This is a genomic window from Burkholderia sp. ABCPW 111, from assembly GCF_000773065.1.
Lineage (GTDB): Bacteria > Pseudomonadota > Gammaproteobacteria > Burkholderiales > Burkholderiaceae > Burkholderia > Burkholderia savannae.
The window spans coordinates 1-26,945 of the sequence record NZ_JPWT01000108.1 but is presented as its reverse complement, the minus strand read 5'-3'; the positions used below and the strand labels follow the sequence as shown (position 1 = coordinate 26,945).

Annotated in this window: 22 protein-coding genes, 1 tRNA gene and 2 pseudogenes; 10 read left to right on the top strand and 15 right to left on the bottom strand. The window is 67.7% G+C overall.

Annotated features, from left to right (window positions below):
- Positions 1-239: 239 nt before the first annotated feature.
- Complete coding sequence (locus X946_RS24575) at positions 240-1,640, bottom strand: hypothetical protein (protein ID WP_038753205.1); 1,401 nt, start codon at positions 1,638-1,640, stop codon at positions 240-242.
- A gap of 710 nt (positions 1,641-2,350) precedes the next feature.
- Between X946_RS24575 and X946_RS24570 the strand changes: the two genes are divergently transcribed.
- Both X946_RS24570 and X946_RS24565 read left to right on the top strand, forming a co-directional pair.
- The gene (locus tag X946_RS24570) at positions 2,351-3,181 is read left to right on the top strand and encodes a lectin OAA family protein (RefSeq protein WP_052145175.1); all 831 of its coding nucleotides are present in this window, start codon (positions 2,351-2,353) and stop codon (positions 3,179-3,181) included.
- Positions 3,182-3,831: 650 nt separating this feature from the next.
- Positions 3,832-4,353 (top strand): hypothetical protein, encoded by a 522-nt coding sequence (locus X946_RS24565; RefSeq protein WP_038753203.1) that lies wholly within the window; start codon positions 3,832-3,834, stop codon positions 4,351-4,353.
- A gap of 132 nt (positions 4,354-4,485) precedes the next feature.
- Here the strand turns inward: X946_RS24565 and trhA are convergent, their stop codons facing one another.
- Positions 4,486-5,106 carry a PAQR family membrane homeostasis protein TrhA gene (trhA, locus tag X946_RS24560; RefSeq protein WP_038753201.1) on the bottom strand — a complete coding sequence of 207 codons (621 nt, stop codon included), beginning with the start codon at positions 5,104-5,106 and terminating at the stop codon, positions 4,486-4,488.
- Here trhA and X946_RS29600 point away from each other — a divergent pair.
- Positions 5,101-5,496 carry a hypothetical protein gene (locus X946_RS29600; protein WP_152611805.1) on the top strand — a complete coding sequence of 132 codons (396 nt, stop codon included), beginning with the start codon at positions 5,101-5,103 and terminating at the stop codon, positions 5,494-5,496. The genes trhA and X946_RS29600 overlap by 6 nt on opposite strands.
- 84 nt (positions 5,497-5,580) lie before the next feature.
- Here the strand turns inward: X946_RS29600 and X946_RS24550 are convergent, their stop codons facing one another.
- Entirely contained in the window at positions 5,581-6,678 is a 1,098-nt protein-coding gene (locus tag X946_RS24550; protein ID WP_052145173.1) for a branched-chain amino acid ABC transporter substrate-binding protein, read from the bottom strand.
- 178 nt (positions 6,679-6,856) lie between these two features.
- Positions 6,857-7,294, bottom strand: a complete 438-nt coding sequence (locus tag X946_RS24545; RefSeq protein ID WP_038753195.1) for a hotdog fold domain-containing protein — start codon at positions 7,292-7,294, stop codon at positions 6,857-6,859.
- 115 nt (positions 7,295-7,409) lie between these two features.
- Between X946_RS24545 and X946_RS24540 the strand changes: the two genes are divergently transcribed.
- A complete protein-coding gene (locus X946_RS24540) occupies positions 7,410-8,024 on the top strand; it encodes a TetR/AcrR family transcriptional regulator (RefSeq protein ID WP_038753194.1) in 615 nt (204 codons plus the stop codon).
- A gap of 145 nt (positions 8,025-8,169) precedes the next feature.
- Here X946_RS24540 and X946_RS24535 read toward each other — a convergent pair whose 3' ends face one another.
- Positions 8,170-8,988, bottom strand: coding sequence for a hypothetical protein (locus X946_RS24535; protein ID WP_038753192.1), 819 nt, complete (start codon positions 8,986-8,988; stop codon positions 8,170-8,172).
- 384 nt (positions 8,989-9,372) lie between these two features.
- On the opposite strand from X946_RS24535, the gene X946_RS34525 reads away from it, so the two are divergent.
- The gene (locus X946_RS34525) at positions 9,373-9,846 is read left to right on the top strand and encodes a hypothetical protein (RefSeq protein ID WP_156440008.1); all 474 of its coding nucleotides are present in this window, start codon (positions 9,373-9,375) and stop codon (positions 9,844-9,846) included.
- Between the two features lie 495 nt (positions 9,847-10,341).
- On the opposite strand, the gene X946_RS24510 is transcribed toward X946_RS34525, so the two are convergent.
- The 5 genes and pseudogenes from X946_RS24510 to X946_RS24490 form a co-directional block, all read right to left on the bottom strand.
- Entirely contained in the window at positions 10,342-12,066 is a 1,725-nt protein-coding gene (locus tag X946_RS24510) for a tannase/feruloyl esterase family alpha/beta hydrolase (RefSeq protein WP_038753213.1), read from the bottom strand.
- Positions 12,063-12,401 (bottom strand): annotated as a pseudogene (locus X946_RS35305) (hypothetical protein); the annotation flags it as partial. The pseudogene X946_RS35305 and the gene X946_RS24510, both read right to left, overlap by 4 nt.
- A gap of 115 nt (positions 12,402-12,516) precedes the next feature.
- Entirely contained in the window at positions 12,517-14,394 is a 1,878-nt protein-coding gene (locus X946_RS24500; RefSeq protein WP_052145170.1) for a feruloyl-CoA synthase, read from the bottom strand.
- Positions 14,391-14,642 (bottom strand): annotated as a pseudogene (locus X946_RS24495) (aldehyde dehydrogenase family protein); the annotation flags it as partial. The gene X946_RS24500 and the pseudogene X946_RS24495, both read right to left, overlap by 4 nt.
- Positions 14,643-14,829: 187 nt before the next feature.
- Positions 14,830-15,657 (bottom strand): p-hydroxycinnamoyl CoA hydratase/lyase, encoded by an 828-nt coding sequence (locus tag X946_RS24490; RefSeq protein WP_038753182.1) that lies wholly within the window; start codon positions 15,655-15,657, stop codon positions 14,830-14,832.
- 996 nt (positions 15,658-16,653) lie between these two features.
- Here X946_RS24490 and X946_RS24485 point away from each other — a divergent pair.
- The 3 genes from X946_RS24485 to X946_RS24475 all read left to right on the top strand — a co-directional run bounded on the left by X946_RS24485 (position 16,654) and on the right by X946_RS24475 (position 18,543).
- Positions 16,654-16,738 (top strand) — tRNA-Leu (locus tag X946_RS24485).
- A gap of 804 nt (positions 16,739-17,542) precedes the next feature.
- Entirely contained in the window at positions 17,543-18,130 is a 588-nt protein-coding gene (locus X946_RS34515) for a hypothetical protein (RefSeq protein ID WP_152611802.1), read from the top strand.
- Positions 18,127-18,543, top strand: a complete 417-nt coding sequence (locus X946_RS24475; RefSeq protein WP_038753179.1) for a DUF1801 domain-containing protein — start codon at positions 18,127-18,129, stop codon at positions 18,541-18,543. The genes X946_RS34515 and X946_RS24475 overlap by 4 nt, the downstream gene beginning before the upstream one ends.
- A 48-nt stretch (positions 18,544-18,591) precedes the next feature.
- On the opposite strand, the gene X946_RS24470 is transcribed toward X946_RS24475, so the two are convergent.
- Together X946_RS24470 and X946_RS24465 are read right to left on the bottom strand one after the other, a co-directional pair.
- The gene (locus X946_RS24470) at positions 18,592-19,008 is read right to left on the bottom strand and encodes a cupin domain-containing protein (protein WP_038753177.1); all 417 of its coding nucleotides are present in this window, start codon (positions 19,006-19,008) and stop codon (positions 18,592-18,594) included.
- A 454-nt stretch (positions 19,009-19,462) separates the two neighbouring features.
- Positions 19,463-19,945, bottom strand: coding sequence for a MarR family winged helix-turn-helix transcriptional regulator (locus X946_RS24465; RefSeq protein ID WP_038753175.1), 483 nt, complete (start codon positions 19,943-19,945; stop codon positions 19,463-19,465).
- Positions 19,946-20,496: 551 nt separating this feature from the next.
- Between X946_RS24465 and X946_RS24460 the strand changes: the two genes are divergently transcribed.
- Positions 20,497-21,393 (top strand): helix-hairpin-helix domain-containing protein, encoded by an 897-nt coding sequence (locus X946_RS24460; protein ID WP_038753173.1) that lies wholly within the window; start codon positions 20,497-20,499, stop codon positions 21,391-21,393.
- Here X946_RS24460 and X946_RS24455 read toward each other — a convergent pair.
- The 3 genes from X946_RS24455 to X946_RS34510 form a co-directional block, all read right to left on the bottom strand.
- Positions 21,363-24,200, bottom strand: a complete 2,838-nt coding sequence (locus X946_RS24455; protein WP_038753172.1) for an AMP-binding protein — start codon at positions 24,198-24,200, stop codon at positions 21,363-21,365. The genes X946_RS24460 and X946_RS24455 overlap by 31 nt on opposite strands.
- 387 nt (positions 24,201-24,587) lie before the next feature.
- A complete protein-coding gene (locus X946_RS24445) occupies positions 24,588-24,809 on the bottom strand; it encodes a hypothetical protein (RefSeq protein WP_038753207.1) in 222 nt (73 codons plus the stop codon).
- Positions 24,810-24,931: 122 nt separating this feature from the next.
- Positions 24,932-25,699 (bottom strand): hypothetical protein, encoded by a 768-nt coding sequence (locus X946_RS34510; protein ID WP_145986900.1) that lies wholly within the window; start codon positions 25,697-25,699, stop codon positions 24,932-24,934.
- A gap of 206 nt (positions 25,700-25,905) precedes the next feature.
- On the opposite strand from X946_RS34510, the gene X946_RS24435 reads away from it, so the two are divergent.
- Positions 25,906-26,544 (top strand): response regulator, encoded by a 639-nt coding sequence (locus X946_RS24435; protein WP_038753166.1) that lies wholly within the window; start codon positions 25,906-25,908, stop codon positions 26,542-26,544.
- Positions 26,545-26,945: the final 401 nt, after the last annotated feature.

The following is a 26,945-nucleotide window of genomic DNA, read 5'->3' as shown; positions in this document are numbered from 1 at the left end:
GAGCGCAAGGATTGCGACGAAGCGAATACTCGACGTATTCGCGAGGAGCATGACGCAGCGATCGGCCCTTCTGGCGGCCAGCCCCTCGACGGATTTTTTTCGGTCACGGGAACGTGCCTTTGTGCCCGCATAGCGGCGTCGTTCGTCGTTGCAATAGCCGACGGCTATTGCGCCTCCTCTCTCCTTGCCCTGCGGGCGCAAAGGCACGTTCGCAAGCCCGTGATTAGCGGGAACAGGCCCTAGGCACTGATTGCATCACGCATCGTTTCGGATGACGCACTATCGAGCGCGCCGGGCAGGCATGCGCGAAGCCGGCGCCGCAAGAACTCCAGGGAAAAGTGCCTTCTGCCGAGCTCGAAGTTGAAACGAGCCCATCGTTGCCGCCGTCGTTCGTCGAGCAGAAGCTCCCGCACGGCGTGCGCATAGGCGCCGTCGGGCATTCCATCCCAATCCTTCCGCGTGCGCAAAAGCAGGCTCTTGAATCCCTTTTCCCCGTACACCTCGTCGTACAGCTCATACGTGCTGCTGATGAACGGGCGCTGTTGGGCGCTGGCCTCGGCGGGAGGATTGCCGAAGCCTTCGTAATCGTACGAGGTCAGAAACGAACTCAGATCGGCGTGCGCCAGAAGATCACCGACGGAATACTGGGGCTCCCGCGACGCGCGATTCGACGGGCGACACAGCGCCGAGCACGGCAACAGTCCGTTTCCGTAGATGACCTGTGCGTCGACTCCCAGCTCGATCGCCATGCGGGACAGTCGGCCATGCTCCTCTTCGTGTTCGCCGGTCGGCCCCGTCACGAAGAGATAAACGGACCGCTCGCTGCCCGACGAACGCATCGATTCGCGCAACGCATGCAAAAGGAAAATGTCTCTATCCAGCCTTTTTTGCGGAATGACCCGAGTACACCGCGCGATCAGCAGCGCATCGGCGGGAATGCCGTAGTGCGCACGAAAATGCCGATTGGCGTCGTCGATTGCGGCTTGCTCGAACCGAAAGCAGTTCGGCAACACGGTCGCATCGATGTGCGGGGCCCACTCGTTGAACCGCTTTCTGGCGGTGTTCGTGAGGGTCGCGTATCGGATGTACTTCGAGACGGGCGGCTTCGGAATGTGTTCGAACGCAGGCCCTCCGTATTTCTCGCTTTCGCTGAACCACATCAGATCGTGATCCCGCCAGAGCACGAACGTCCCCTTGCGCTTTTCGCGCCCGTACTGCTCGATTGCCAGACGCAAAGCCTCGGAGAACAGCAGATTCTCCGGCAGCGACCCGTTCTCCACGATGACGACCGAAACATCCAGACACCGCCAGGTATCCACGATCGATGCGGCAATCCGAGGCACGATGGCTCCGCCGAGGCATCGGCGTATTCGCTCGCCGTCCCCATCGCGGATCTGCTCCAGCATTTCCCGGACCAGACGCTGCGTGTAGCCTCTCACCTCGGCGAGACCTCGGATGCGCGCCAACGCGAGCCAATCAGGCAACGCCTCGGCTTCGTTCGCGTAAGGCCGAAAGAAATCGCCCTTATCGCTCCTGATGTCATAGCCGAGATCGAGATACGTTCGATAGCCGTGCCCATTGAAAATCGACGCGACTTTCAAAAACTCCTCGGTGATGCCGGAAGCCAGCACGCCGTCCATTGAAATTCCGAACAGGACTTTTTCCCGATGAGCGGCTTGCGGTTCCTCTCGAATGGCACCGGACGAATTCATTAGGCATCCCATCCATCGTTTTTGAAGTATGCGAAAGTCGCTCTAGCGGATGATGCACATGGCGCGCCGCACGCCCACACCGGAAAAAGTTCGGTGTCGAAGCTGATCTGATGCGCCGATGCGCCGGCGCGCGCGTGATATGACGAGTACCGGTGCCGACTCGAAAGTTCGCGCGCGAGGCCAGGTGAAATGAGTGAAGTCTAGGCCATCGCTTGAGGACAGGCGCCTCTCAGTAATGGTAGGTATCTCGCGGAGCGATGCCCTGCCGTGCGTTCGATTCGGCCTCGGCCCGGCACCGGTGTCAGGGCAGCCACGCCATCGCGGAGCCCGCCGCATACCTACGGGTTCTAGTAGTTGTGAGAGGGTCGAAGCTGAACTACTTTTTTTGAGAACGAGCCGCAGCGTCGATCGCCTGCGAGAAACAAATCGACTCATCATGCAGGTAGATCGTGGCCATCTCGTTTGATCGGCCGTGCAATTGCAAAAGCGCCCGTGCCTTGCCCATAGTCGATCGCGCTGCCACGGCGCTCGCCTTCTGGAACAGGACGACGGGCGCAACAACGACAATCCATGTGCAAGGCCGTTCTCCGCACGCGGGTTGAACTCCCGCGTCACCCGTACTATCACCGGAGATAACAATGGCAAAGACCAGCAAGGGCTTCAACAATCTGCAGCACGTACAGAATCAATGGGGCGGCTCGTCGGCCCAGTGGCATGAGGGTGGCATGTGGGTGCTCGGATGCCGTTCCGGTCAGAACGTCGTGGCGATCGACATCAAATCCGCTGATGGCGGAAGAACGCTCACCGGCACGATGACCTATGCCGGCGAAGGCCCGATCGGCTTCAGGGCGACGCTCACGCAATGCAATACGTACAACGTCGAAAATCAATGGGGCGGAAGCTCGGCGCCCTGGCACCCGGGCGGCACGTGGATCATCGGCGGGCGCTCCAATCAGAACGTGGTGGCGCTCAAACTCGAATCCGGCGACCAGGGCGCGAATCTCGCGGGCACGATGACCTATGCGGGCGAAGGCCCGATCGGCTTCAAGAGCCAGCAGGCCGACGGCGGCGTGTACGCGGTCGAAAATCAATGGGGCGGCTCGACAGCGCCGTGGCACAACGGCGGCGTCTGGGTGATCGGCGCGCGTGACCAGGCCGTCGTCGCGGTGAGCATCGGCTCGACGGACAACGGCAAGACCCTGAACGGGAACATGACCTATGCCGGCGAGGGCCCGATCGGCTTCAAGGGGAATGCGGTCACGGGCAACAACTACGCGGTCGAGAATCAGTGGGGCGGCACGTCCGCTCCGTGGCATCCGGGCGGCGTCTGGCTGCTCGGCTGCCGCTCGGGCCAAAACGTCGTCGAGCTCTACATCACCTCCGGCGACAACGGCAACACGTTCCACGGCGCCATGACCTACAGCGGCGAGGGCCCGATCGGCTTCCGCGCCACGGCATTGCCGCAATAACGTCGGCAAGGCTCGAGGTTACGCCGCTCCAGTCGTCCCGCTCGCCCGCCGGCATCATGGCGAACGGGGCGATTCATGAGGCCGTTGCTTCGGCGTTCCGGGCGCGCGTCTGCGGACGGCGCTCGAGAACGTCGTTTTCGTATCCGCGGCTCGCGGGAATCCATCGATATCTCGATCGCGCGATGCCGACGCACGCAGGTGTGCGTTCGCCTTTCCCAAAACCGGAGACGCGTAAGGCTCGTTGAAACGTGTCGCACGGAAGCTCGACGCCGCGGGGTTCGGCCCGCTTGCGGGCACACGACGTTCTTGGCCGCAACGCACGCATGCGCGCACGGCTGCTCGGCGTACACGCCGTCGCTCGCGAAAACCTTCGCGCGCCGCTCGGGCTGCTTCATTGCTTCATTGCTTTATTGCTTTATTGCTTTATCGCTTTACTGCTTTACCGCTTCGTCGCCTTACCGCTTCGCTGTCTCGCTGCTTCGCGAGCGGTCCCGCCAGTGAGCCCATCCCGCCATATCTGATCGCGTCAGGATGTTCGCGTTTCGCGACGTGACTTCCGGCACGGCGAATCGATCTGCGCCCCCCCGGCGATACTCGCAACACCATATCTGTCGCTGCGCGACGGCAGGCGACACAATCAAGGAGATGGCATGGGCTCGAGTATTTCAACAAGCGGCGGATCGTCGGTCACGTCGGTATCCGCCACCGATTCGAATTCCAGGACGAACGCTGATTCGAAAGCACCGGCGCATCAGATTCAACGCAAGCAATCGGACGGCGCGCTGAGCGGACTGATGCCGCTTGCCAAGAGAGGCACCGTCGGCGAACTCCAGAACGCCGCGGCTGCGGCGTTTGCCGCCACGACCGGTGCGTCGCCGGCGTTGGTCGACGCGGCGCACGACAATCCGGCGATGGCGGAATTGCGCGAGCAGCCGATGACGAGCGAGAACCTGACCGAGCTATGCCGGATGGAAACCGAGGCCGCTCGGAACGGCGATCAGTCCATTTGGCAAAACCGGCTGGCCGCAAGCGGAATCGCCGATATGGGACGTCACGCCGCCGCGCAGATCACAGGGCTTCACGCTTCACTGGGTCGCGACGGCGCGGCGAAAACGCACGTGGAAGGCGGATGGAACGTGCACGAGGACGTTATCGGCGTTCATGGCGGGTGAACCGAGCGCGGCGGCGCCTGCACGAGCCGCACGAGCCGCACGAGCCGCACGAGCCGCACAAGCCGAACGAGCCGCACGAGCCGAACGAGCCGCACGCGCAGGCAAATCGGCGATCGGGCGCCCCGCTTCGCGTCACGCGACGTAGCCCGCAACGCTGACGAACTGGCACAGGCTGCCCGCCAGAACGAACAGATGCCAGATGCCGTGCCCGTGACGGATGCGCTCGTCGTTGATGAAGAAGTAGATGCCGGCGCTATAGATGACGCCGCCCGCGACGAGCCACGCCGTTCCCGCCGCAGGAAGCGCGTGGATCAGCGGGCGGATCGCGACGAGCGCGAGCCAACCCATCAGGACGTACAGCGCCATCGAAATGCTGCGCGTGCGCCGTCCGAGCGTGAGCTCCTGCACGATGCCGAGCGCGGCGAGCCCCCAGCTCACGCCGAACAGCGACCACCCCCACGGCCCGCGCAGCGTGACCAGCGTGAACGGGGTGTAGCTGCCTGCGATCAGCAAATAGATCGCCGAATGATCGCACTTCTGCAGAATGGCTTTCAGGCGCGGGCCGCGCACGCTGTGGTAGAGCGTCGAGATCGCGTAGAGCACGCACAGCATCGCGCCGTACACGCTGAAGCTCACCACCTTGTATGCGTCGCCGTCGAGGGCGCCCATCGTCACCAGCGTGGCGAGCCCCGCTACCGACAACACCGCGCCCACGAGATGGGTAATGCTGTTGAAACGCTCACCGACATGCACGACGCCAATCCCCCGCACGGTTTCGCCAAGACAAATAGCTCAGATGATACCGGTCCCGAGAAGAAAGCGGTGCGGCCTGGTTCGCCGAAGGGGCTCCAGATCAAATCGATGCGCGCCGACGCCCGTCCGGCGAGCCGAGAGCCCGCCGTGCGGGGTCCGGATGCGGCCGGCCCAGGCCCGCGCGATGCCGTCGACGTGCGCGGCCGCCGTCGCTTCGCGCTCCGCCCGACACGCGGCTTCGCGATTTTCGCGGTCACGGCGCGCGCGGCGCCGACGAAGCGGGTGGCCGGCCGCAAGGCGTCGAACGAATGTGCGCGCCCCTTGACGGCGGCGTCGATCGGCGTGGTTGCGCGTCGGCGGCGCATCCTCTTCGCCCCGCCCGCCAGATGAAAAAAACGGGCGGGCGCCACGTCCGGCGCCCGCCCGTTTCGTGCCGCCGGCAAACCCGGCGGCCAACGCCGCCGCGCGGCTCAACTACATCGTGACCTGATCGAGGAAGGTCTTCTTGCCGCCCTTGAAGTCGTACAGCGAAATCACGCCGTGCTGCAGGTCGCCCTTCGCATCGAAGACCGTCGTGCCGATCACGCCCGTATAGTTCGTCTTCGGCATCACGGCGAGAATCTTCGCCGGATCGGTCGAGTTCGCGCGCCTCATCGCATCGACGACGATGTACACCGCGTCGTACGTGAACGGCGCGTCGAAGCGGATCGGCTGGTTGAAGCGCTTCTCGTACTTCGCCTGGAACGCCGCGCCGCCCGGCATCTTCTCGAGCGCCGCGCCCGCTTGCGAGCACACGACGTTGTCGGCCGCGGCGCCCGCGAGCGCGGGCAACTGCTCGGTGCACACGCCGTCGCCCGAGAAAACCTTCGCGCGCAGGCCGAGTTGCTTCGCCTGCTTCGCGAACGGGCCGCCCGTCGCGTCCATGCCGCCGTACATGATCGCGTCGGGATTCGTGCCCTTGATCTTCGTCAGGATCGCGCGGAAATCGACCGCCTTGTCGTTCGTCGCGTCGTGCGACAGCACCTTCAGGCCGAGCGCCTTCGCCCGCTTCTCGAATTCGTTCGCGAGACCCTGGCCGTACGCCGTCGAATCGTCGACGACGGCGATCGTCTTGATCCCCTTCGAATGCGCGTAGTTCGCGAGCGCCGGGCCTTGCTGCGCGTCGGTCGCGACGACGCGATACGTCGTCTTGAAACCTTGCTGCGTGTAGGCCGGATTCGTCGCCGACGGCGAGATCTGCACGATGCCCGCGTCGCTGTAGATCTTCGACGCCGGAATCGACGTGCCGGAATTCAAATGGCCGATGACCGCGACGACCTTGCCGTCGACGAGCTTCTGCGCGACTTGCGTCGCGGTGCGCGGGTCGGCCGCGTCGTCCTGCGCGTCGAGCTGGAGCGTGATCTTCTGGCCGCCGATCGTGAGGCCCTTCGCGTTGATCTCCTCGATCGCGAGGCGCGCGCCGTTCTCGTTGTCCTTGCCGAGGTGGGCGATGCCCCCCGTCAAAGGCTCGGCGCTGCCGATCTTCACGACCTGGTCGGCCATCGCATGAGTCGCGGCAACGGCCATCACCATCGCAGCCGCGCTGATCGGCAACAGTTTGTCGGTTTTCCTTCTCACTGCAGTCTCCTTGTTGGTCGGGCGTTGATCATATGATCGGATGATACCCGGTCAAAATTCGTTGCAGCGAGCCGCGCGGAGCGCCTTCGCGCCGCAGGCGCAGGCGCAGGCGCCCCGCGCGGCGCCGGAAGCGTCAGGCCTTGATGTTCATCGTGATCCGCGCGGTGAACACGGTGTTGCCGTCGGCGTCGGTGATCTCGACCGGCACGATCTTGTCGCCTTCGCTCTGCCAGTCGACGGCCGCGCCGTCGGCCACGGCCGTCACGTCGGTCTTCGCCTTCGCCAGGTATTCGACGGTCATGCCCTTCGGAATCCAGCGCAGGCCGTCCGGAATCGACACCTGGGTCATCAGCCCCGCGACCAGCTCGGCCGCGTTGCACAGCGCGATCGCATGGACCGTGCCGATGTGATTGGTGATCTCGCGCCGGAAACCGACCTTCGCCTCTGCGCGCCCCGGCTGCAACCCGACGACCTCCGGCTCGATCGTGCCGAAATACGGCGCCATCTGACAAACCATCTTGCTGAATTGCGCGGCCCCGGCCGCGTTGAACATATCGAGAACCTGGCTCATGTCGTCTCCTGTATCGGCAAAACAGAACAATGTTCTGTTGCGGAAGAATATTCTGTTTCCGCGACCGGCGTCAAGGTACCATTGCGTGACCCTCGTTTTTCCTTCGCGACCCAGCTTGCCTACCCTCGACATCCTGACGCGGCAGTTTCCCGGCCGCCGCGCCACCCTGAAGCGCACGATCCTCGCGACCTCGCTCGCCTGCTTCAACGACCACGGGCTCGAACCGACGACGATCGAGATGATCCGCGAGCGCTGCGACACCAGCGTCGGCAACATCTATCACCACTTCGGCAACAAGGACGGGCTGATCGCCGCGCTCTTCCTGTGCGCGATCGAAGATCAGGCGCAACTGCTCGCCGACTATCTCGGGCGCGCGACGACCGCGCGGGAAGGCGTCACCGCGCTCGTCCACAGCTATGTCGACTGGGTCAGCGCGCAGCCCGAGTTCGCGCGGTTCCAGTTCATGGCGCGCACGGCGGTCGCGTCGGGGCCGCGCGCCGACGAGCTGGCCGAAAAGAACCGCTCGCGCAATCGCCGCGTGCTCGCCTGGTTCGCGCAGGCGCCGGGGCGCGACGAGATGGCGCAATGGCCGGCCGAACTGCTGCCGTCGCTGATCGTCGGCCAATCGGAGAATTACTGTCGCGCGTGGCTGAGCGGCCGGGTCAAGGCGACGCCCGTCAAGTATCGGGACGAGCTCGCCGTCGCGGCATGGCGGTCGGTGTCGAAGTAAGGCGCCGGTCGTGCGGCCGCCGCCGCGCGTGGCTCATTCGTAGCCCATTCGTAGCCCGTTCGTGGCCCGTTCGTGGCCTGATCGCGACGGCGACGGCGACGGCGGCGACGGCGACGGCGGAGGCGAAGGTGAAGCGGCGCGCGGGCTACCCCTGATGGACCTCGACCCAGCCGTCGAAGCCGTTCCCGGCCGCGGGCGGGCAGTCGCCCGGAAACGAGCCGAGCACCGGATCGCCCGGGCGCTCGCCGAGCGGCAGCGTCGGACTCGGTCCCCACGCGCGCGCCGGCGGGGCAAACGGAAGCACCGGCGCAGCATTCAGCGCGCCGGCCGTCAATTCGTTGACCGCCAGCTGGGCCACGCCGAGCGCCGTGCTGCCGCCGACCGGCTTGTCGATACGCACCGCGCGCCAGCCGATCCGGATGAAGCTCGGCGCATACGTGTACAGATCGGTCGCGCCGGGATTCAACGCGAACGGGTCCGCCGCGCACTGGACGCAGTAGTAAACGCCGTACCACGCGTCGCGCCGGCCGCTCGCCTCGTACTGGCGGCTCAGTTCCAGAAAGTTGTTGATGTACGTCTCGACCGTCTTGTGATTCATGTTGGCCGAATGAGTCAGCGGCGTGAGATTGCGCCAGTCCCGGCCCGAGCCGCCCCAGCCGCCGTTGATCAGGTGCCCGCGCACCCACGGCCGGTAGCTCGGGTTCTCGTCCTGAACGAACGTCAGCGCCGGGCCGCCCGCCATCACGACGTCCCACGGCGCGCCGCCCACTTGCGGCGGGTTGTGACGCCCCTGGCCGGGCATCTTCAGATCGGGCCCGAGCAACACGGATGCGCACGACGCGCCGAATTGGCGCCCCGGAACATACGTCGCCTGCCGGCCCTGACGGGCGCGCACGATCGTGAAGATCGGCTGGTCGATCGTCCAGCGCGGGGTCGTCCGGGTGCCGTAGTTCAGAAAACTCATCGCGGTCCTCCACTGTAGAAAGTGCGGTTGCGCGGCTTCTGCCGATTCAATCGAATGCGGCACCGATCGGCGCCGACGTTCAGCGAGACGCAACGGTCGGTTCGCATCCGACGGCGCTGCGATTGCGTTCTCTTGCGATGCTTCGCCGCTCCTCGTCGATCTTCGTCGCCGTTCGTCGCCCTTCATCGCCGTTCGTTGCTCCCGGCGGCGCATCGATGCGCTCAATCGCCGGCCGGCGTGCGGAGCCGACGGCGTCGTCGCGCACTCCGTTGCCGCGACCGCCCGGCCGAATCGACCGAATCGACCAAATCGACCGCGTCGGCCGCGCCGGCCGCGTCGATTCGAACGATACGGCGATGCCCGCGCAGCCGGCGCGTGACTGGCGTGGCCGCACACGCCGGAAGCCGCCCGGCGAACGCCCGAACCGGATGCCCGACGGCCATCGCGCGCATCGAGGCCCGCAAGGAGCCGGACATCGCAGCTGACGGCGAGCGCCGCGCATTACAGGCCGCTCACCAGCCGCTCTCGAAACCGCTTCGAATCGGCGGCGTCGATTCGAATCCCGATCAAGCGGAAAGCACACCGAGGCCCCGCTCGGCGCCGGCTCGCATGCGCCGGTCCGCATCGCCGCCGCGACGCGAACTGGCGCGTCGCATCGGCGAATTCGAATTCGAATTCGAGAACAATCTCATTCGCGAGATCGCCGCACGCCCGCTTCCGTCTCGGCCGGAAGCCGCCTCGCCCCGCGACGGACTGGCGACGGCGCATCGCATCGCCCCAAAACAGTCGAGCGCCTCGCCGCGGATTTTCAAGAGTGGTCGAAATATCGGCGAGAATCAATGTCGCATGCCGATATGATTTTGGCCGCCAATAACGCGGGCCGAGGGTCATGCCGATGCTCCGCGACCTGCGCGCCGACGCATATCGGCAAGGAGCGCTACGACACCGGGTCGACTGCTGGTCTGGTCGTCCGGTCGTCGACATTCACGCGCCGACCGCGCCCAGCCCAGCCCGGTGAAGGATGCGCATTCCGCCGCAGCCGCGCGTCACGGCCTCGAAAAATCGAAGACCCGCGCCATCGGCGCCCGCTTCGTGCCGGCGAGCGTCCATGGCGCCGGCTGCTGGAGCGCGCTCGTCAACGCTTCCCATTCGACGAACCTCACATCGGCGGGTCCGGCGGGTCCGGCGCGATCGTGTCGATGCGCGCGGCGGCCGTCGCGGACGCGGCGCTCGGCTGCCCGCCGACGCGCACGTTATAAGCGGCGCGCAAGAATTCGAGCGTGCGAATCCGGACGCGCCCCATGGCCGCCGCGCGCCCGCCCGCGCGGCGCTCGGCGCGTGCGCGAACCGCCGCTATCGGCAACTGAAGCTCGCCGCCGAATTCACGTCGCCCCCGTCGTAGCGCGCGACGCGCGGATAAGGGCACAGCGGCCGCGTGCGCCCCGCGCCCCACGACGCCGGCACGTCCGGATTCGGCGCCGCGTTCGACGCGCCGCGCGCGGTCGCGACGATCGCGTCGGGCGCGCGGCCCGCCTCGACCCACGCAACGAGCGGCGTCAGCATGTCGAACTGGTCGGCGGCCGGCCCGCCCGAGCAATGGTTCATCCCCGCGACGCGAAAAAAACGCGCGAAGTCGCTCGCGTCGCCGCCGTTCGCCTGCATCACGCGCGCGTACCAGTCGGTCGTGTCGTTCGAAGAGAACACCGGGTCGCTCGTGCCGTGATAGACGATCAGCTTGCCGCCGCGCCGCTTCAGCGCGGACAGGTTCGCCTCGTCGGGCGGCGTCATGAACGACCACGCGGATTCCGCGTACACGCCGCTCGTCGCGAAGATCGCCGGCGCGTCGCGGTCCATGTCGAAGCCGAGCGCGTACGCCTCGAGGTTCGCGAGCACCGACGCGGGCCGCGGCGGCGTCGTGAACGTGAACGCCGCCGCGCCCGGATCGAGCGTCACCGAATTGCCCTGCTTCCATTCGGCCCAGTTGCCGCCGCTCACGCCCGCGTCGAACGGGAAGCTCGCGTACAGCGCGTCGCCCGCGCCGTTGCGCGCGCCGGCGAACACGTTCGCGAGCGCGCGCTTCTGCGCGGCGCTCAGGCATTGGCCGGTGCGCGCGCCGTTCGCGCAAGCCGGCACGTCGGCGTTCAGATCGAAGTGCGCCTGGCAGGCGGCGACGTCCTCGACGAGCCCGTCGGCAACGCCGTCGAGCGCGTCGCACTTCGCGAGAATGCGGCTCGCGACGAACCGCCGCTCGGCGTCGGTGAAGCCGCTGCGGAGGTCCGGCTGGCCCGACGCGGTCGTCGCGGTCGCGATCCGCGCGAACTGCTGCGCGCCGAACATCTCGCCGATCGCCGCCTTCGGCAGATGGAAGCCCGGATCGCCCGCGATGACGCCGTCGTATTCGCCCGCGTTGCGCGCCGCCGCGACCATCGCATGCCGGCCGCCGTTCGAGCAGCCGCCGAAGTAGCTGCGCTCCGGCGCCTTGCCGTACGCGATCCGGATCACCTGCTTCGCCATCGGCGTCAGCGCATCGACCGCGCGATAGCCGTAATCGAGCCGCGCGCCGGGATCGACGCCGAAGCGCGGATTCTGCTTCGCGCCGTGCCCCGCGTCGGAGCTGATCACCGCGAAGCCCATCCTGAGCGCGTTGTCGAGCGGCCCGCCGCCGCCGATGTCGCCCGTCGCGGTCACGACGTTGCCGTCGAGCCCGCCGTTCGCCTGATAGAAGAAGCGGCCGTTCCACGCCTTCGGCAGCCGCATCTCGAAGCCGATCGCATACGTCTGCCCGTCGACCGCGCTCACCCGCTCGTTCATCTTGCCCTCGATCACGCAATGCTCGCCGATCGGCTTGCCGGCGATGCGGAGCGCGCCCGCCGCCGCGGTCGCGACCGACGTGAACGCGGTGTTCGGAAAGCGCAGCTTCGCGGCGAGCGTGCCGCAGGTTTCGGTCATCGCGGCGGGCGTCGCGGCGGCGAGGCGCGGCAGCGCGGAATCGACGACGCCGCCGCAGCCCTGCAGCGCGGCGCATGCGAGCGGCGCGGCGAGCAGGCGAACGCGACGCGCGATGTGCTTGGATTTCATCTTCGGCTCCATGCGAAAAATTCGGATGACAGACGAATGGCGCGGGCTCGGAACAGCTGGCGAATGCCTGCCATTGCGCCGAGCCGGCCGATGCCGGGCGCGTGCTTCGTGCCGCCACCGCCGCTCACCGAGTAGCGCGCGTGCGCGCCGTTCCATAGATGCGCGGTCCGCGCGTAGACGGCCGTGCGCTTCGACAGCGAGCAGGTCGCGCGCGGCATCGCCAACGTGACTCGCGGGTCGTGCCGCGCATCGACGATCCGGTAGCCCTCGCCGTCGAGTGCGCGCAACGGCGCGGCCCGGTACGCGGCGCCGACGAAGAACGGATCGGTGCGCATGCCGGGCAGGCGGTCTCGGCGCGCGCCGCATGCGACCCGACTTGCCGATCCGGTTCGATTCGATCCGGTTCGATTCGATCCGGTTCGGCTCGATTCCACTCGGCGCTTCGGTCCGCTACGCGACGATCGCGAGCGGATCGGCCTGCGCCTGCGCGTACAGCGCGTCGATCAGCGCCGCGCGATGCCGCTGCACGGACGCCTGATTGATCGAGCCTTTGTCGGTGATCTCGCCGAGATCGAGCGACGGCGGCGCATCGAGGAGGCGCACGCGCGCGACGAACGACGCGCTGCCCGTCGCCGCTTCGTTGAGCCGCGCGAGCCATCCGGCGAACTGCGCGCGCACCGCCGGCGACGCGAGCACCTGCGCGGCCGGGGCGTCGCCCGCGATCCCCGCGAGCCGCCGGCACGCGTCGAGCCGCGGGAACACGAGCAGGCCGATGTCGTCGCGATTCAGTCCCGTGACGACCACGTCCTGCACGTACGGCGCGCCCGCCGACACCGCCCGCGCGCGCAGCGGCCCGACGCTCACGAACGTGCCCGAGCTCAGCTTGAAGTCCTCGGCGAGGCGCCCGTCGAACATCAGCCCGAGCTCGGGGCGCGCGGGATCGACGAAGCGCGCGGCGTCGCCGCTCCTGTAGTAGCCGTCGCCGTCGAACACGCCGCCCGGATCGGCCGGCGCGCGCCAGTAGCCGCGCATCACGTTCGGCCCCTTGAAGCGCAGCTCGAGCTTGTCGCCGCAGCGCGCGAGCTTCACGTCGCAGCCGGGCGCGGGCAGCCCGATGTAGCCCGCGCCCGTGACGGGCCCCGTCGTGAACAGGCACGACGGCGACGTCTCCGTCATCCCGAGCCCGGCGAGAATTCGAATCCGCTCGCCGCAATGCGCCTGCGTCACGCGGTCGAGCCGCTCCCACGCGGCTTGCGACAGCCCCGCGCCACCGAAGAAATACAGCTTCACGCGCGCGAAGAACGACGCGCGCAGCGCGGCGTCGCGCTCGAGCGCGGCCGTCAGCTCCTCCCAGCCCTTCGGCACGTTGAAATGGATCGTCGGCGAGATCTCGCGCAGGTTGCGCACCGTCTCGCCGAAGCGCTCGGGCGTCGGCCGGCCGTCGTCGATGTACAGCGTGCCGCCGTTGTAGAGCGCGATGCCGACGTTGTGGCTGCCGCCGAACGTGTGATTCCACGGCAGCCAGTCGACGAGCACGGGCGGCGTGCGCGCGAGCTCCGGCATCGTCTGGCGCAACATCTGCTGGTTGCTGCACATCATCCGGTGCGTCGTCGGCACCGCCTTCGGCTGCTTCGTCGAGCCCGACGTGAACAGGATCTTCGCGAGCGTATCGGCGGTGACGCGCGCGTGCGCGGCGTCGATCGTGCGCGGCCGCGTGTCGAGCAAGCGCTCGAACGGCGCCGGGCGGCCTCGCGGCGGCGGCGCGCCGCGCGCGACGATCACCGCGGCGTCGGCCGGCGCGGCCGCGGCGAGCGCGGCGGCGAACGCGTCGCCGTCGGCGGCGAACACCGCGCCCGGCTTCAGCACGCCGAGCGTGTACTGGAGCTTGCCGAAATCGGTCGACACGAGCGAATACGCGGGCGACACCGGCGCGTACGGAATCCCCGCGAGCATCGCCGCGAAGCCGAGCTGCAGATGCGCGAGATCGTTGCCGGACAGGATCGCGAGCGGCCGCTCGGCGGACAGGCCGAGCGCGAGCAGCCCTTCGCCGAGCGCGCGGGCGCGCTCGAGCATCTGCGCGTACGTGATCTCGATCCAGCGGCCGTCGGCGCCGCGCTGCGCGGCGAGCACGCGCGCCGGATGATCGCGCGCGCCCGCGGCGAGGCAGTCGGTCAGGCGCTCGGGGTACGCGCCGAGCGGCTCGGCGGCGCGCATGCGCCAGCCGTCGCCGTCGGGCTCGACGTGCGCGGCGCCGCGCGCGACGTCCACGCTCCGATAGCGCGACGCATCGGAGAAAAGACGGGACACGGCGAAGCCCTCCGCGCTCATATCGGAAACGCGCGCGGCGCGGTCTGCGCGGTGATCCGGCGCAACCCGATGAATTCCGCGATCGACGCCGCGCCGTCGAAGCGCCCGTAGCCGCTCGGCTTCACGCCGCCGAACGGCATCTGCGCTTCGTCGTGAACGGTCGGCCCGTTCACGTGGCAGATTCCCGATTCGATCCGCCGCGCGACGGCGAGCGCGCGTGCGACGCCCGCGGCCGGCGCGCGCGACGCGAGCGTGCCCGTCACCGAATCGTGCCGCTCGAACGTCGCGCCGTCTTCGGCCGCGCGCCATGCGCCGCCGATCAACATCCGTCTGTCGGTCATCGTTGTCTCCAGTCCGTCTCGTTTCGGCGCCGCGTGTCGCGTTGGCGCGTTGTCGCGTTGGCGTGCTGTCACGCTGTCACGCTGTCGCGAGCGCGGCGCCCCGTGAGGCTTCGGCTCAACGTTTGTACGCCTGCAGCCCCGGCTTGATCGACTTGTCGTCGAGGAATTGCTTGAGCCCCTGCTCGCGCCCGCGCTCGGGATCGCGCAGTTGCGCCTGATCGAGCTTCGCGTACAGGTAGTCCTCGTTCTGCTCCCACGTGAGCTCGCGGCAGCGCTTGAAGCCGTGCTTCGCGTTGCGCAGCACGACCGGATTCTTGTCGAGCAGCTTCGCGGCGAGCGCGCGCACCTCGTCGCGCAGTTGCGCGCGCGGCACGCTCTGGTTGACGAGGCCCATCTGCGCGGCCTGCGGGCCGGTGAAGGTCTCGCCCGTCATGATGTAGTACAGCGCCCGACGATGACCGACCGTGTCCGCCATCGCCTTGCTGACGAGGTTGCCGGGCGGAATGCCCCAGTTGATCTCCGACAGGCCGAACACCGCCTCGTCGGCGGCGATCGCGAGATCGCACGCGACGAGCGGCGAGAACCCGCCGCCGAAGCACCAGCCGTTGACCATCGCGATTGTCGGCTTCGCGTACATGCGCAGCAGTTGCCACTGCCAGCGGCTCGCGTCGCGGCGGATCTTCTCCTGCAGGATTTCGGGGCCGGCGTCGACTTCGCGGAAGTACTCCTTCAGGTCCATGCCGGCCGTCCACGCGTCGCCCTCGCCCGTCAGCACGAGCACCCGCGCCTCGGCGTCCAGCTCGAGCGTCTCCAGCACGTCGATCATCTCCGCGTTCAGCGCGGGATTCATCGCGTTGCGCTTGTCGGGACGATTCAGCGCGACCCACGCGATCCCCCCCTCGACGACCACCTTGACGGTTTTCCAGCGACCTTCATAACTCATCGATCTTTCTCCAATGACATCGTCGCGATACGCGGCTCGACGCTCATTTAATATCAGGTTACCTGACATGTAAAGCTGTATCGACGGAGGCTCGGACAAACACTCGATCGGACGAAGAACGATGGCGGGAGACCGGCGGGGACATTCGGAGACGCGCAAGTCGACATGCTGCGTGCGAGGCGCGCGAGGCGACGCGAGCCCGAGCGAAAAGCCAAGCGAGAGGCCGATTGAGAAGCCGGCCCGCGAGTCGATGCGACCGCGCTCCTTGTTGACTATCCGTCCTGCCGAGCACGGCTTGATCGCCGCGCGACCGACCTGCCGAAGGAACGGCGAAACGGACATTGGCGAACATCGCGGCCGCATCAATCAACGCGCCTTTCCGACGAGCCGCCGACCCGAGCGCTACGCCGCGACCGACATCGGTGCATCGCAAGAACAGCAGCTTGCGCTCCGAAGCCGCCCCATCATGAACGTCGCGACAAGGAGCCGCTCGGATCGTGCGACCGCGCTCGCGCGGCGGAACACTTCACGACGAATCGAAGCGGCGGGAGCAAGTTGCCCGGCTGGACACGCGAGTCGAATTACGCGCTCCCTGCCGGCTTCATGAATACCGGAACAAGGTGAAAGACGAAAGATGGACGGTGGATCGGACGGCGGCCCGAATTCCGGCCCATGCCGCCATTCCGCCCGACGTCGCCAACGCAAAGACAATCGCGTCGCCGCTGCGGAACGCATGGCCAGGTCGCATCGTCTCGCTTTCCCGCTTTCCCGCTTTCCCGCTGCGAGACAGTTCACAAGAATTCATTTAGCCGCTACAATTGCGCCCCTTGCCCAGGTGGCGGAATTGGTAGACGCACTATCTTGAGGGGTTGCGCCGAGAGGCGTGCGGGTTCTTATCTCAACATGCCCTTGGTGCACAATACAATGCCGTGCCTAAGTCCTGGCTGGCAAGGCTGTCGCGATACGGGACCTAGTGCATCCCGGTTGCATTGAAATGCCGACGTGGTGAAATTGGTAGACACGCTATCTTGAGGGGGTAGTGGCGAAAGCTGTGCGAGTTCGAGTCTCGCCGTCGGCACCAAAGTATTTGCACGCTCATGCGCTTTGAACATGAGCGACACTCGGGGAAGCTAGCGCTAACGCGAGACGGAAGGTTATGGTCGGAGTTGCTCTTCGAACAAAGCGAAGATGCCCTGAGAGCCGGCAGTGCTACGGACCATTATTTTCAACGCAGTGGTCTGAGGTGACAGGTTCTCACCCGCACATAAGCCGGCATGGACATCCCCCCCCGGAATCGATAGCCTATACACATCGTCATGGTGTGTGAGCTTGTGTTTCTGAAAGACGAGTAACAGAGCGCACCCGAACCTGACTCTGAGCGCAGGGCAACACGCGCCAATCGGTCGATGACCGCTTCCTCGGGTTGGACATTCCATTTTTTCAAATTGGCAAGCGGGCAGAGCCGGCGCGTCAGACATCGAGCGCGTGGAACTCTGGTACTACCCGAAGGACAGCTGTCCGCCCCCGTGTGGCGTGGACAGCAGAGTTGTGCTCGAGGAACTGGCACGCTCCGTCCTTCGCGGCGACTTCAAATCATCGCCAGACTTTCCGACCTTCGCAAAAACTCAGCCCTTGGGCTCGCGAGATGATGGCAGCCTGCATGGCTACTGGTTTCGCAGCGATTCGCTAGCCCAACCCGCCCCAACGCGCCGAGGCGAGGTTCTGGACGAGAGCCGTCGACCACCATGCGAGCGCAGCGCAGCCACGACAAGGCGCAGCGGCGCTGCACGCGTCGCCGCCGCACGCTTCAGCGGCAGTTCGCGCGCCGCCGTCTGCAGTGTTCGCGGCTCAAGCGGGCGGTGGAATCGAGATCGCCGGACATCGAATGCGCAACCGCGACGAGCGACTTGCGACGATCGCCGTGGTGCACGCGGTCTTTTCTGATTCGGCCCGCGTGATTCACGCGTGCAGAAGCGCGTGCGCAATCAGTCCTTCCGCTTATCGCACGATGGCGAAGCTGTCCGTTCGCCCGCGTTGGGCCGCGTTGGGCCGCGCGCCTCGTTCGACGGGCGAGGAAACCGTATCGCGGCCGCCTTCCACCCATTTCGCGGCCATTTCGCGGCCATTTCGCGACGATCTGTCGGCAATTTCCCGCCCATTTTTCGATGATCGCGCCAGCAACGGCGTCACACCGCCCCCCGCACGCCCTGTCGACGAAACCCGGCGCGCTTCGCGCCCGATAAACGAATGTCGCGCGGCCGTGCCGAGGATCGCGTATCGTGACGGACGCGCCGTCGACCGCCGAGCCGCATTCGCCGACGCCGCCGTCCGGGCGGCGACAGCGCCGATGACCATGAGAGCGCGTCGGCCGAACATGCCGCGGCAGCGAGACGAAGGCGCCCAACGCCGCGACCGCAACGCAAAATCGCGCCGAACGCCGAAGAGTCCCGACGTCTTCAGGAGGAGAACATGAAGAAGACCGATTCGACGGAAAGCCCGTCGGCTTCCGAGCTGATCGACAAACGGATCGCCGAGCTCGGCGACTGGCGCGGCGACGCCTTGAGCCGGGTGCGCGAGCTGATCCGCGACGCCGCCCCGGACGTCGCCGAGGAATGGAAGTGGATGGGCACGCCCGTCTGGTCGCGCGACGGGATCATCTGCACCGGCGAATCGTACAAGTCGATCGTGAAGCTGACCTTCGCGAAGGGCGCGTCGCTGGAGGACCCGGCCGGGCTCTTCAACTCGAGCCTCGACGGCAACGTCCGGCGCGCGATCGACATCCACGAAGGCGAGGCGCCCGACGCCGACGCGTTCAAGGCGCTCGTGCGCGCCGCGATCGCGCTCAATGCGGCCGGCCAAAAAGCGAAGGCCAAGCGCGCGAAGTAGGCAGCGCAAGCCGCACGCGCCGCTGCGCGCCCGCCCGCCGCGCAAGCGTCACCGCAGCGTGCTGCTCAACCTGCGGACGACCTTGTGCACGAACAGCACCGGCTTCGGGATATGCGGGCGCAGGATCGCATGCTTGCGCACGTACTTCGGCACGTGCCACTCGGCTCGGCTGCCGGCGTGGAACAGCGCGGCGTCGCCGGCGCGCAGCGTGCGCGGCGCCTGGCCTTCCGAGGTGACGATCACTTCGCCTTCGATCACGTGAATGGTTTCGTCGCAGTCGAAGTGCCAGTTGAAGCGCCCCGCGGTGCAATCCCAAACCCACATCGACGTCGTCGAGTCGGGGCTGCGCGACCACTGGCCGCTGCGCGCGACGGGATTGCCTTCGAGAACCCAGGCCGGGTTGATGGGGGACGGCTGCAATACGACGTCGTCCAATCGTACGGCCTCGAAAACGGGACGGGACATGGATCTACCTTGGCTGCGGTTCGATTCGCGGATGGTGAGAAAACGCGGCGGCCGGGGGCGGCCGATCCGTCACCGGACGCGCCCCCGAAAGGGCCGACGGCAGCCATTTTGTGAGATTCGATAGGTCAATCGCAAGAAATAATTCGGTGATTTGTATGAAATTAACAAGACATTGCATGCACGGGAAGCCGCTCGCTGGCAACGCAATGATTCTGAATGATTTTTTCAGCGGAAGATCGGCGCTCGATGCGCTGTCGCGCCGCGCAACGATGCCGCGGCAGCGCCGGGACGCGCGCTTCAGCGGCGCGCGACGGCAGCTCGTGACCAACAGCGGAAAACCTCGCCGATGCGGCGGGGCCCGACGCAACTCGACGCAACTCGACGCGGCGAGGCGGCAAGACAGTTCCGGCCGTCGAAGCAACTCGATTCGGCCAACGAAAGCGCGCGACGCGAATCAGCCGCGCAGATTGCGCACGAAAATCTCGAGCCAGCGCTGCGCCGCTTCGGCGTCGGCGTGCGGCACGCCGTCGAGCATCCGGCTTTCGAGCGGCCGCAGCGCGGCTTCGCATTCGCGCAGCATCGCGACGCCGCCGGGCGTGACGCGCAGCAGGATCACGCGCCCGTGATTCGGATCGGCTTCGCGCATGATCCAGCCGCGGCCCGCCATCGCGCTCATCACCTCGTTCGCCGACTGCGGCGTGATGAACGAGCGCTCGGCGACCTTCGCATTCGACGACGGACCGCGCGCCTCGAGCACCGACAGCGCCGTGTACTGCGCGAGCGTGATGCCGAGCGGCGCGAGCGCATCGGTCATGTGGCGGCGGAGCAGCCGGTCGAGATTGCCGATGACGTACGTGAGCCGCTGCGGCGCGCGCGCTTTCGCCGCGGCGCGAGCGGCGTCGGCTGGCTTCGTCGAACGCTTGACGGCGGGCTTCATCGGGCGGCGGGCTCTCGGCGGTGGGACAGGATCGGGCGGTATCTTATCAGCGGCCGCGCACGTCGTCGGCCATCCACGATGGTCTCCGCCGTTCCGGCCGCCGCCAAGCGCGGCGAACACGTGTATCCGCAAACGGCGCGCGGCGTCGCGCCGCGGAATCGCTTCCATCGTGCGTGCGTCGCATCGCGCGACGACGCGCGCCACGAATCCTGCCAACCTCGCGCCGCATGCCGTGCGCGCTCGGATCACACACCATTGACGCGCGTCAATTTCCCGAGCATTCGTTCCGTGAGAATTTTCTGGAGAGCCGACCGATCGCGGCGTGAAGCGATACGCGTGCAGGTACGCGCGCGGGCACAGGCACGGCGCCGCCTGATTCGCCCCGCCGCCTGCGCCCCGACCGCGCTCCCCGCGCTTTCGTCGGACCGCTCGGCGCACGCGGCACGCCGCGCGCGCCGAAACCATGCCGCTCGATCGGGCCGCGCGACGAACGCTCGCGCCGCCCGCCGATGCGGGCCCGGCCCCGCCGCGCAACCCACCGCCTTCGAACGATGCAGACTGCCCCACCCACCGCCGCGACGGACAACCGGCACATCGCGGACCGACTGCTCGAGGCGGCGGAGCTCCTCGAAACGCAGGGCGCCAATCCGTATCGGGCCGGCGCGTACCGGTCGGCCGCCGAGACGGTCGCGAGCCTCGATCGCGACGTCCGCGAGTTGTTCGACGCGGGCGGCATCGACGCGCTCGACGCCCTGCCCCACATCGGCCTCGGCATCGCGCGCGCGATCGCCGAGATGCTGATCACCGACCGCTGGCGCCAGCTCGACCGCCTGCGCGGCGCGGCCAGTCCGACGCTGTCGTTCCAGATGGTGCCGGGCGTCGGCCGCGCGCTCGCCGAGCGCATCCACGAGGCGCTCCACATCGACACGCTCGAGGATCTCGAGCTCGCCGTGCGCGACGGCCGCCTCGCGACCGTCGAAGGGCTCGGCCCGCGGCGGATCGCGGGCATCCGCGCGGCGCTCGAGAGTCTGCTGAGCCGTCGGCGCGGCCGGCAGGCGCTCGTGCGCCGCGCGACGCCCGCACTGGAGCCTTCCGTCTCCGTGCTGCTCGATGTCGACCGGCTCTATCGCGAGAAGGCCGCGGCCGGCGCGCTGCCGAAGATCGCGCCGAAACGGCTGAACCCGCGTCAAGAAGCGTGGCTGCCCGTGCTGCACGCGACGCGCGACGACTGGCACTTCACCGCGCTCTATTCGAACACCGGACGCGCGCACGAACTCGGCCGCACCGCGGACTGGGTGATCCTGTACTTTTACGACAGCGATCACGACGAGCATCAGCGCACCGTCGTCACCGAGACGCGCGGCGCGCTGATCGGCAAGCGCGTGGTGCGCGGACGCGAAGCGCAATGCCGCGCGTATTACGCGACGGACGCGAACGCCGCGCGCTGAGCGCGGTCGTCGCGCAAGTCGGGCTCGCCGCAGTGCGCGAGAATCGCCCCGCGCGCGCGATCGCGAAGCCGCGCCATCGCGCCGAAGTCCTCGCCGTCCGGCAGGATCGGCGCGAGCATCGTCACGGTGATCTCGCCGCGGCGCGGCGCCCATTCGCCGTCGCGCAACACGGCGCGCGCGCCGCTCACGACGACGGGCACCACCGGCCGCCGCGCGGCGCACGCCGCGCGAAACGCGCCGAGGCGGAACGCGGCGAGCCCCGCCGCGCGCGTGAACGTGCCCTCCGGGAAGAACAGCAGCGTTTCGTCGGCGGCCGCCTGCGCGACGAGCCGCGCTTCGTCCTCGACGCTGCGGCCGTACTCGCGCCGCTCGACGAAGCGCGTGCCGAGCGCGCGCAGGAAGCGCCCGACGAACGGCCGCGCCGCGAGCTCGCGCTTCGCGACGAAGTGCGCCGGATACGGCAGCAGCGCGAGCAACGCGACGACATCCAGGTAGCTCGTATGATTCGCGACGACGATCGACGGCCCGGCCGCAAGCGCGTCGGGATCGGCGATCAGGTTCGTGCGCACGTCGGCGAAACGCAGGAACGTGCGGCACGCATACGCCGCGAGCTGCCAGTTGTCCTGAAGATCCTTCCGATACGCGACGAGCGCCCATAGCGCGGGCGCGAGCAGCGCGACGAGCCACCAGCAGTACAGCCCGCGAAGCGCCCGCGCCGCGCGCCGCCACGCGCGCCCGCAGAACGGCGCGACGCTGCCCGCCGCCAGATCGGCGAGCTGCCGCCACGACGCGCTCGCTTGCGGCAGCCGTCCGGCGTGGCGCTCGAACTGCGCGAGCGTCGCGGCATGGCGGATCTTGCCGCTCGGCGTCTTCAGGATGCCGTGCGGCGCGACGATGCTCACCTGCTCGGCGGGCGCGCCCCAGAGCGCGGCCGTCACGTCGTTGACGCTCGTTCGCAGCCGCTCGCACGCGGCGTCATCGGTCGCTTCGCTTTCCACGAGAATCACGACGCGCTCGGTGCCGCTGACGGGATCGGCGCCGCCGCACACCGCGACGCCGCCCGTCACGACGCCCGGCAGCCGCTCGATCGCCTCTTCGAGTTCGTACGGGAAGAAATGCCGGCCGCCGCGAATGATCATGTCCTTCACGCGCCCGGTGACGTACAGTTCGCCGTCGGCGACATAGCCGAGATCGCCGGTATCGCGCCATGCGTCGCGGAACAGGCGCGCGGTCTGCGCGGGATTGCGATAGTAGCCGCGCGTCGCCGACGTGCCGCGAAACTCGATGCGCCCGACCTGCCGCTGCGCAAGCTCGCGCTCGTCGTCGTCGACGATCCGCAGCTCGGTGCCGTCGAGCGGATAGCCGCAGCTCGGCACGTCGAGCGCGTTCGCGCCGCCCGACTCGGGCACCGCGCGGCCGCCCGCGTTGAGCGGCTCGCGCGCGATCCGATCGACGCGCAGCCCGCGCGCGGGAGGCGGAAACGTCAATCCGAGCGTGTTTTCCGCGAGACCGTAGACGGGCGTCAGCGCGCGCGCGTCGAAGCCGCACGACGCGAAGCGCGCGGCGAACGCACGCAGCGTGTCGGCGTGGACGGGCTCGGCCCCGCAGCACGCGAAGCGCAGCGACGACAGATCGAATTCGGTCGGCTCGAGCGCGGCGAGATGACGCGCGCAACGCTCGTAAGCGAAGTTCGGCGCGGCGGTGATCGTGCCGCGATATCGCGAGATCGCGCGCAGCCAGAGCGCCGGGCGCGCGAGGAACGCGACGGGCGACATCACGATCGCCGGGATGCCGAAATAAAGCGGCGCGAGCCACGCGCCGATCAACCCCATGTCGTGATAGAGCGGCAGCCAGCTCACGAGCACGTCGGTCGCGTCGACCCGCATCCGCTCGCCCATCGCGCGGATGTTCGCGAGCAGATTCGCATGACTGAGCATCACGCCCTTCGGCGTGCCGGTGCTGCCCGACGTGTACTGAAGCAGCGCGATATCGCTCGCTGCCGCGCGAAACGGCGGCAGCCGCTCGCGGCCTTCGATCTGCCCGGGCGTGAACACGTGCTGCAGCGTGCTCACGCGAAGCTTCAGAAGCTGCGCGACCGAGACGGCCTGGCGAAACGCAATCAACGCCTTGATCTGCGCATTCTCGAGAATCGGCACGTGACGCACGACGTGCTCGTCGAGCTGCGCGAGACTCGCGGGCGGATAGATCGGCACCGGAATCGCGCCGCAATACAGGATCGCGGCGAACGCGACGAAATAGTCGAGCCCCGTCGGCAACATCAGCGCGACCGTGTCGCCCGGATCGATGCCGCGCTCGCGCAAGCCGCTCGCCAGATCCGACGCGCGCCGGTGCAGTTCGCCGTAGGTGAGCGGCGTCGCGCTCAGGCCGTCTTCGAGCAGCCGCAGGTGGACGCGATCGGGATGTCGCTCGGCGTGCCAGCGCAACACGTCGATCAGCGTATCGGCTTCGACGGGCCATGCGGCGGCGGCGGCGGCCAGCGGCGGCTGCGCGTCCTCTTCCGGCGCGGCTTGCGGTTGCGCGTGCGCGTCGGCGAGCGCGCGCGCGACGTCGGCGGGCGTCGCCGCGGACGCAAACACGTCGACGGGCAAGCGCACGCCGAACGCGCGCTCGATCCGGTCGAACAGCTCCGCGCGCGTCAGGCTGTCGAAGCCGAGATCGCGCTCGAACTGCGCGTCGAGCGTCGCGCGACGATGACCGTTGCGCTCGCCGTACAGCTCGGCGAGCAATGCGTCGATCAACGCGAGCAGACGCGCCGCGTTGTCGGAGAGGCGGTGCGGGTGTTCCATGCTTGTCGCCCGTTCAATGATCGCAGACGGCGCGCGCATCGCGCGGCGCGTGTCGGCTCGCTTCGTTCGCCCGATGCCGCATGGCCTGGCGTCGCGCGCCGCGCGAATCGCACCGCGCGCGGGCCGTTCTTCACACGGGCCAAACGCGCGCTGCGCCGATGATCAGCGTGCGCCTTCGCGCGGCGAACGGACTTGAGTTGCGTCAACGCGCGACGCGAACGCGAATGCGCGGCATCGCGCGAGAGATCGCGCACGAAATCGCGCCGCAGCGCTTTGCGCCCGTCGACAACGGCAACGTTCGTCGATCGGCCGGCGCCGCCGTCGTGCGCTGCAACCGTCATCCGGCCATGCGTCTACGTCGCATGCGCCGGAATCGAACGGCCCCGCTCAAACCCTCTGCACGGCCGCCGCCTTCACGCACACGATCCGCTCGAGCAATTCGCGGCCGCGCGACGTCAGCAGCGAACCCGGCACGATCGGCTGCCCTCGGACCGCCGTCATCGCGAGGCCCATTTCGACGAGAGAAACGAATTCCGGGTCCGCCTCGTCGACGTCCTGGGGCGAACGCGCAATGCACAACAGCGTTGAGAATTCATGGGGCGTCAACATGGTCATGTCTCCGGCATCGAGCGACGTCGGCCCGCCTCGGCCGCTCCGCTCTCGCTTCGTCCGCGATCGAAACTGCGTTCCATCGCACTGTGCAAGTCGAGACGGCGAAAGAAAATCGGCAATTACGAGATAAGCACACAGCGTCCGCGCGCCGGGCTGTAGGAATTTTCCGATTCCACTGCGGATTCGATCGCCGAGCGCGCGAAGATGCGCCGCGGTTCGGCAATTCGCGCGGATGCGCCGATGCGAAACGCGAGCGTTTCGAAAACGTTTTCCCCGTTCCGACCCGGGCTCGCGTGCGCGCACGTGTCGCATCCTGCGCCAGGAAGACACGCGAGCCCGTGACGCCTTTCGCCGGGGGCCGCCGCGATCGGATCGGGCGTAAGCGCTTCATTAGCGATTCGTTTTCGGGCGGCCCGAAACGTGTCGACCGTCGTTCGCTCGCACGCGGTGCGCGCAATCGGATCGCCGGGTCGCCTGCGCTCGGCAAACGATGCGCCGCGCAGCGGCTCGCGAGGATCGCCATCGAATGCGCATCGCGCGCTTCTTCGCCCGAGGCCGATCGCATCGAATCGGAAACGGCCGGCGCTCGAACCTCCGTCGCGCACGCGCCCAGTCGTCGTACGGTATGACCAATCCGCAAAGCCGCGCGGCGTAACGTCATCCGCGATTTCACCGATGCGATTGCGTGCGCAACGATCAGGAATGCGTAAGCATGCCGGCATAAGATTGAAACGTGGCGCTCGCGACGGCCACGCGTCCGCCGCCCGGCGGGCGACGATCCCGATGACGTGAACAACACCCCGAGCGGCGTGCGTCGCATCGCGCGCGCGGCCGGGCATCGTCGCCGCCGCGCGGCTTGCGCGAAGCGGCGGCCTCGATTCTTTCAAGCCGTGGCGACCAGTCGCGACGCGCGTGACCGGGCCCGGCGATCGCCGATCGCCGCCCGGCGCGACGCAACGGTCCGGGGAACAAGCGTCCGGAGTTCGGCCGGATCGCCGCATGCGTTCGCGCGCCGTCGCGACGCACGGCGGCGTGCCCGTCGACCACCGGGACACGAAGGCCATAAACAGGTTCGCGCTACGAGGCTTCGCCGATGATCAGGCTGTTGGTGGTGGACCGTCACGCCGTGCTGCGCGACGGCTTGCGACATATTCTCGAAAAATCGGGCGATTTCGCGATCGACGGGGAAGCGGGCGACGCGGCGTCCGCGTTCGAGCTCGTCAAACAAGGCCGCGCCGACGTCGCGCTGCTCGATCAAGACACGCTCGGCCGGGAATGCGTCGACCTGATGCGTCGCATTCGTCAGGCCGCGCCGTCGATACGCATTCTGGTGATGACCGCGCGCGCCAACCAGCGGCACGCGGCCGACGTGTTTCAGGCGGGCGCGTCGGGCTATCTGACGAAGCAAAGCGGCTGCGACGAGCTGATCGCCGCGCTTCACAAGATCGCGTCGGGCGGCGTGTACGTGAGCATGCGCGTCGCCGAGCAACTCGCGGGGAACCTGCATTCGCCGTCGGGCGCGCCGCCGCACGAGCGCTTGTCGAAACGCGAATTCGAAGTGTTCCGCCATCTCGCGTCCGGCGACACGCCCGTCGAGATCGCGCAGGCGCTCGGGATCAGCGCGAAGACCGTCCGGATCTACAAGGCGCACGTGCTCGACAAGCTGGAGCTGCCGAACGAATCGGCGCTCGTTCGCTACGCGGTCGCGCATCGGATCGGCGATCCGCCGTGAACGCCGCCGGGGCGGCAAGCGCGTGGCGTTATCCGTGCGAAGACCGTTCGGATCTGCCGGGTGCACGTGCTCGACAAGCGGGAGTGGCCGAACGAATCGGCGCTCGTTCGTTGCACGGTCGCGCAAAGGATCGGCGATCCGCTGCGCATGTCGCGGATTCGCGAATCGTGCGGCGACGCGCGGTTCTTCACGTGCGCGGCGCGACACCTCAACTTGTCCGCGATTCGTCTTTTGACGCACCTTCGCCGCAAGACTTCATGTCGCGCGCGACTGCGGCCCACACGAAATTCCGCGCACGCACTCGGCTCTATCAGGCTGTTGAAATTGGATACGGTGTAAACGAGCGCTGTGGGCGGTGCGTTAGAGATATCGTGTTCATGATCTCGAAACGTTCTTTACCG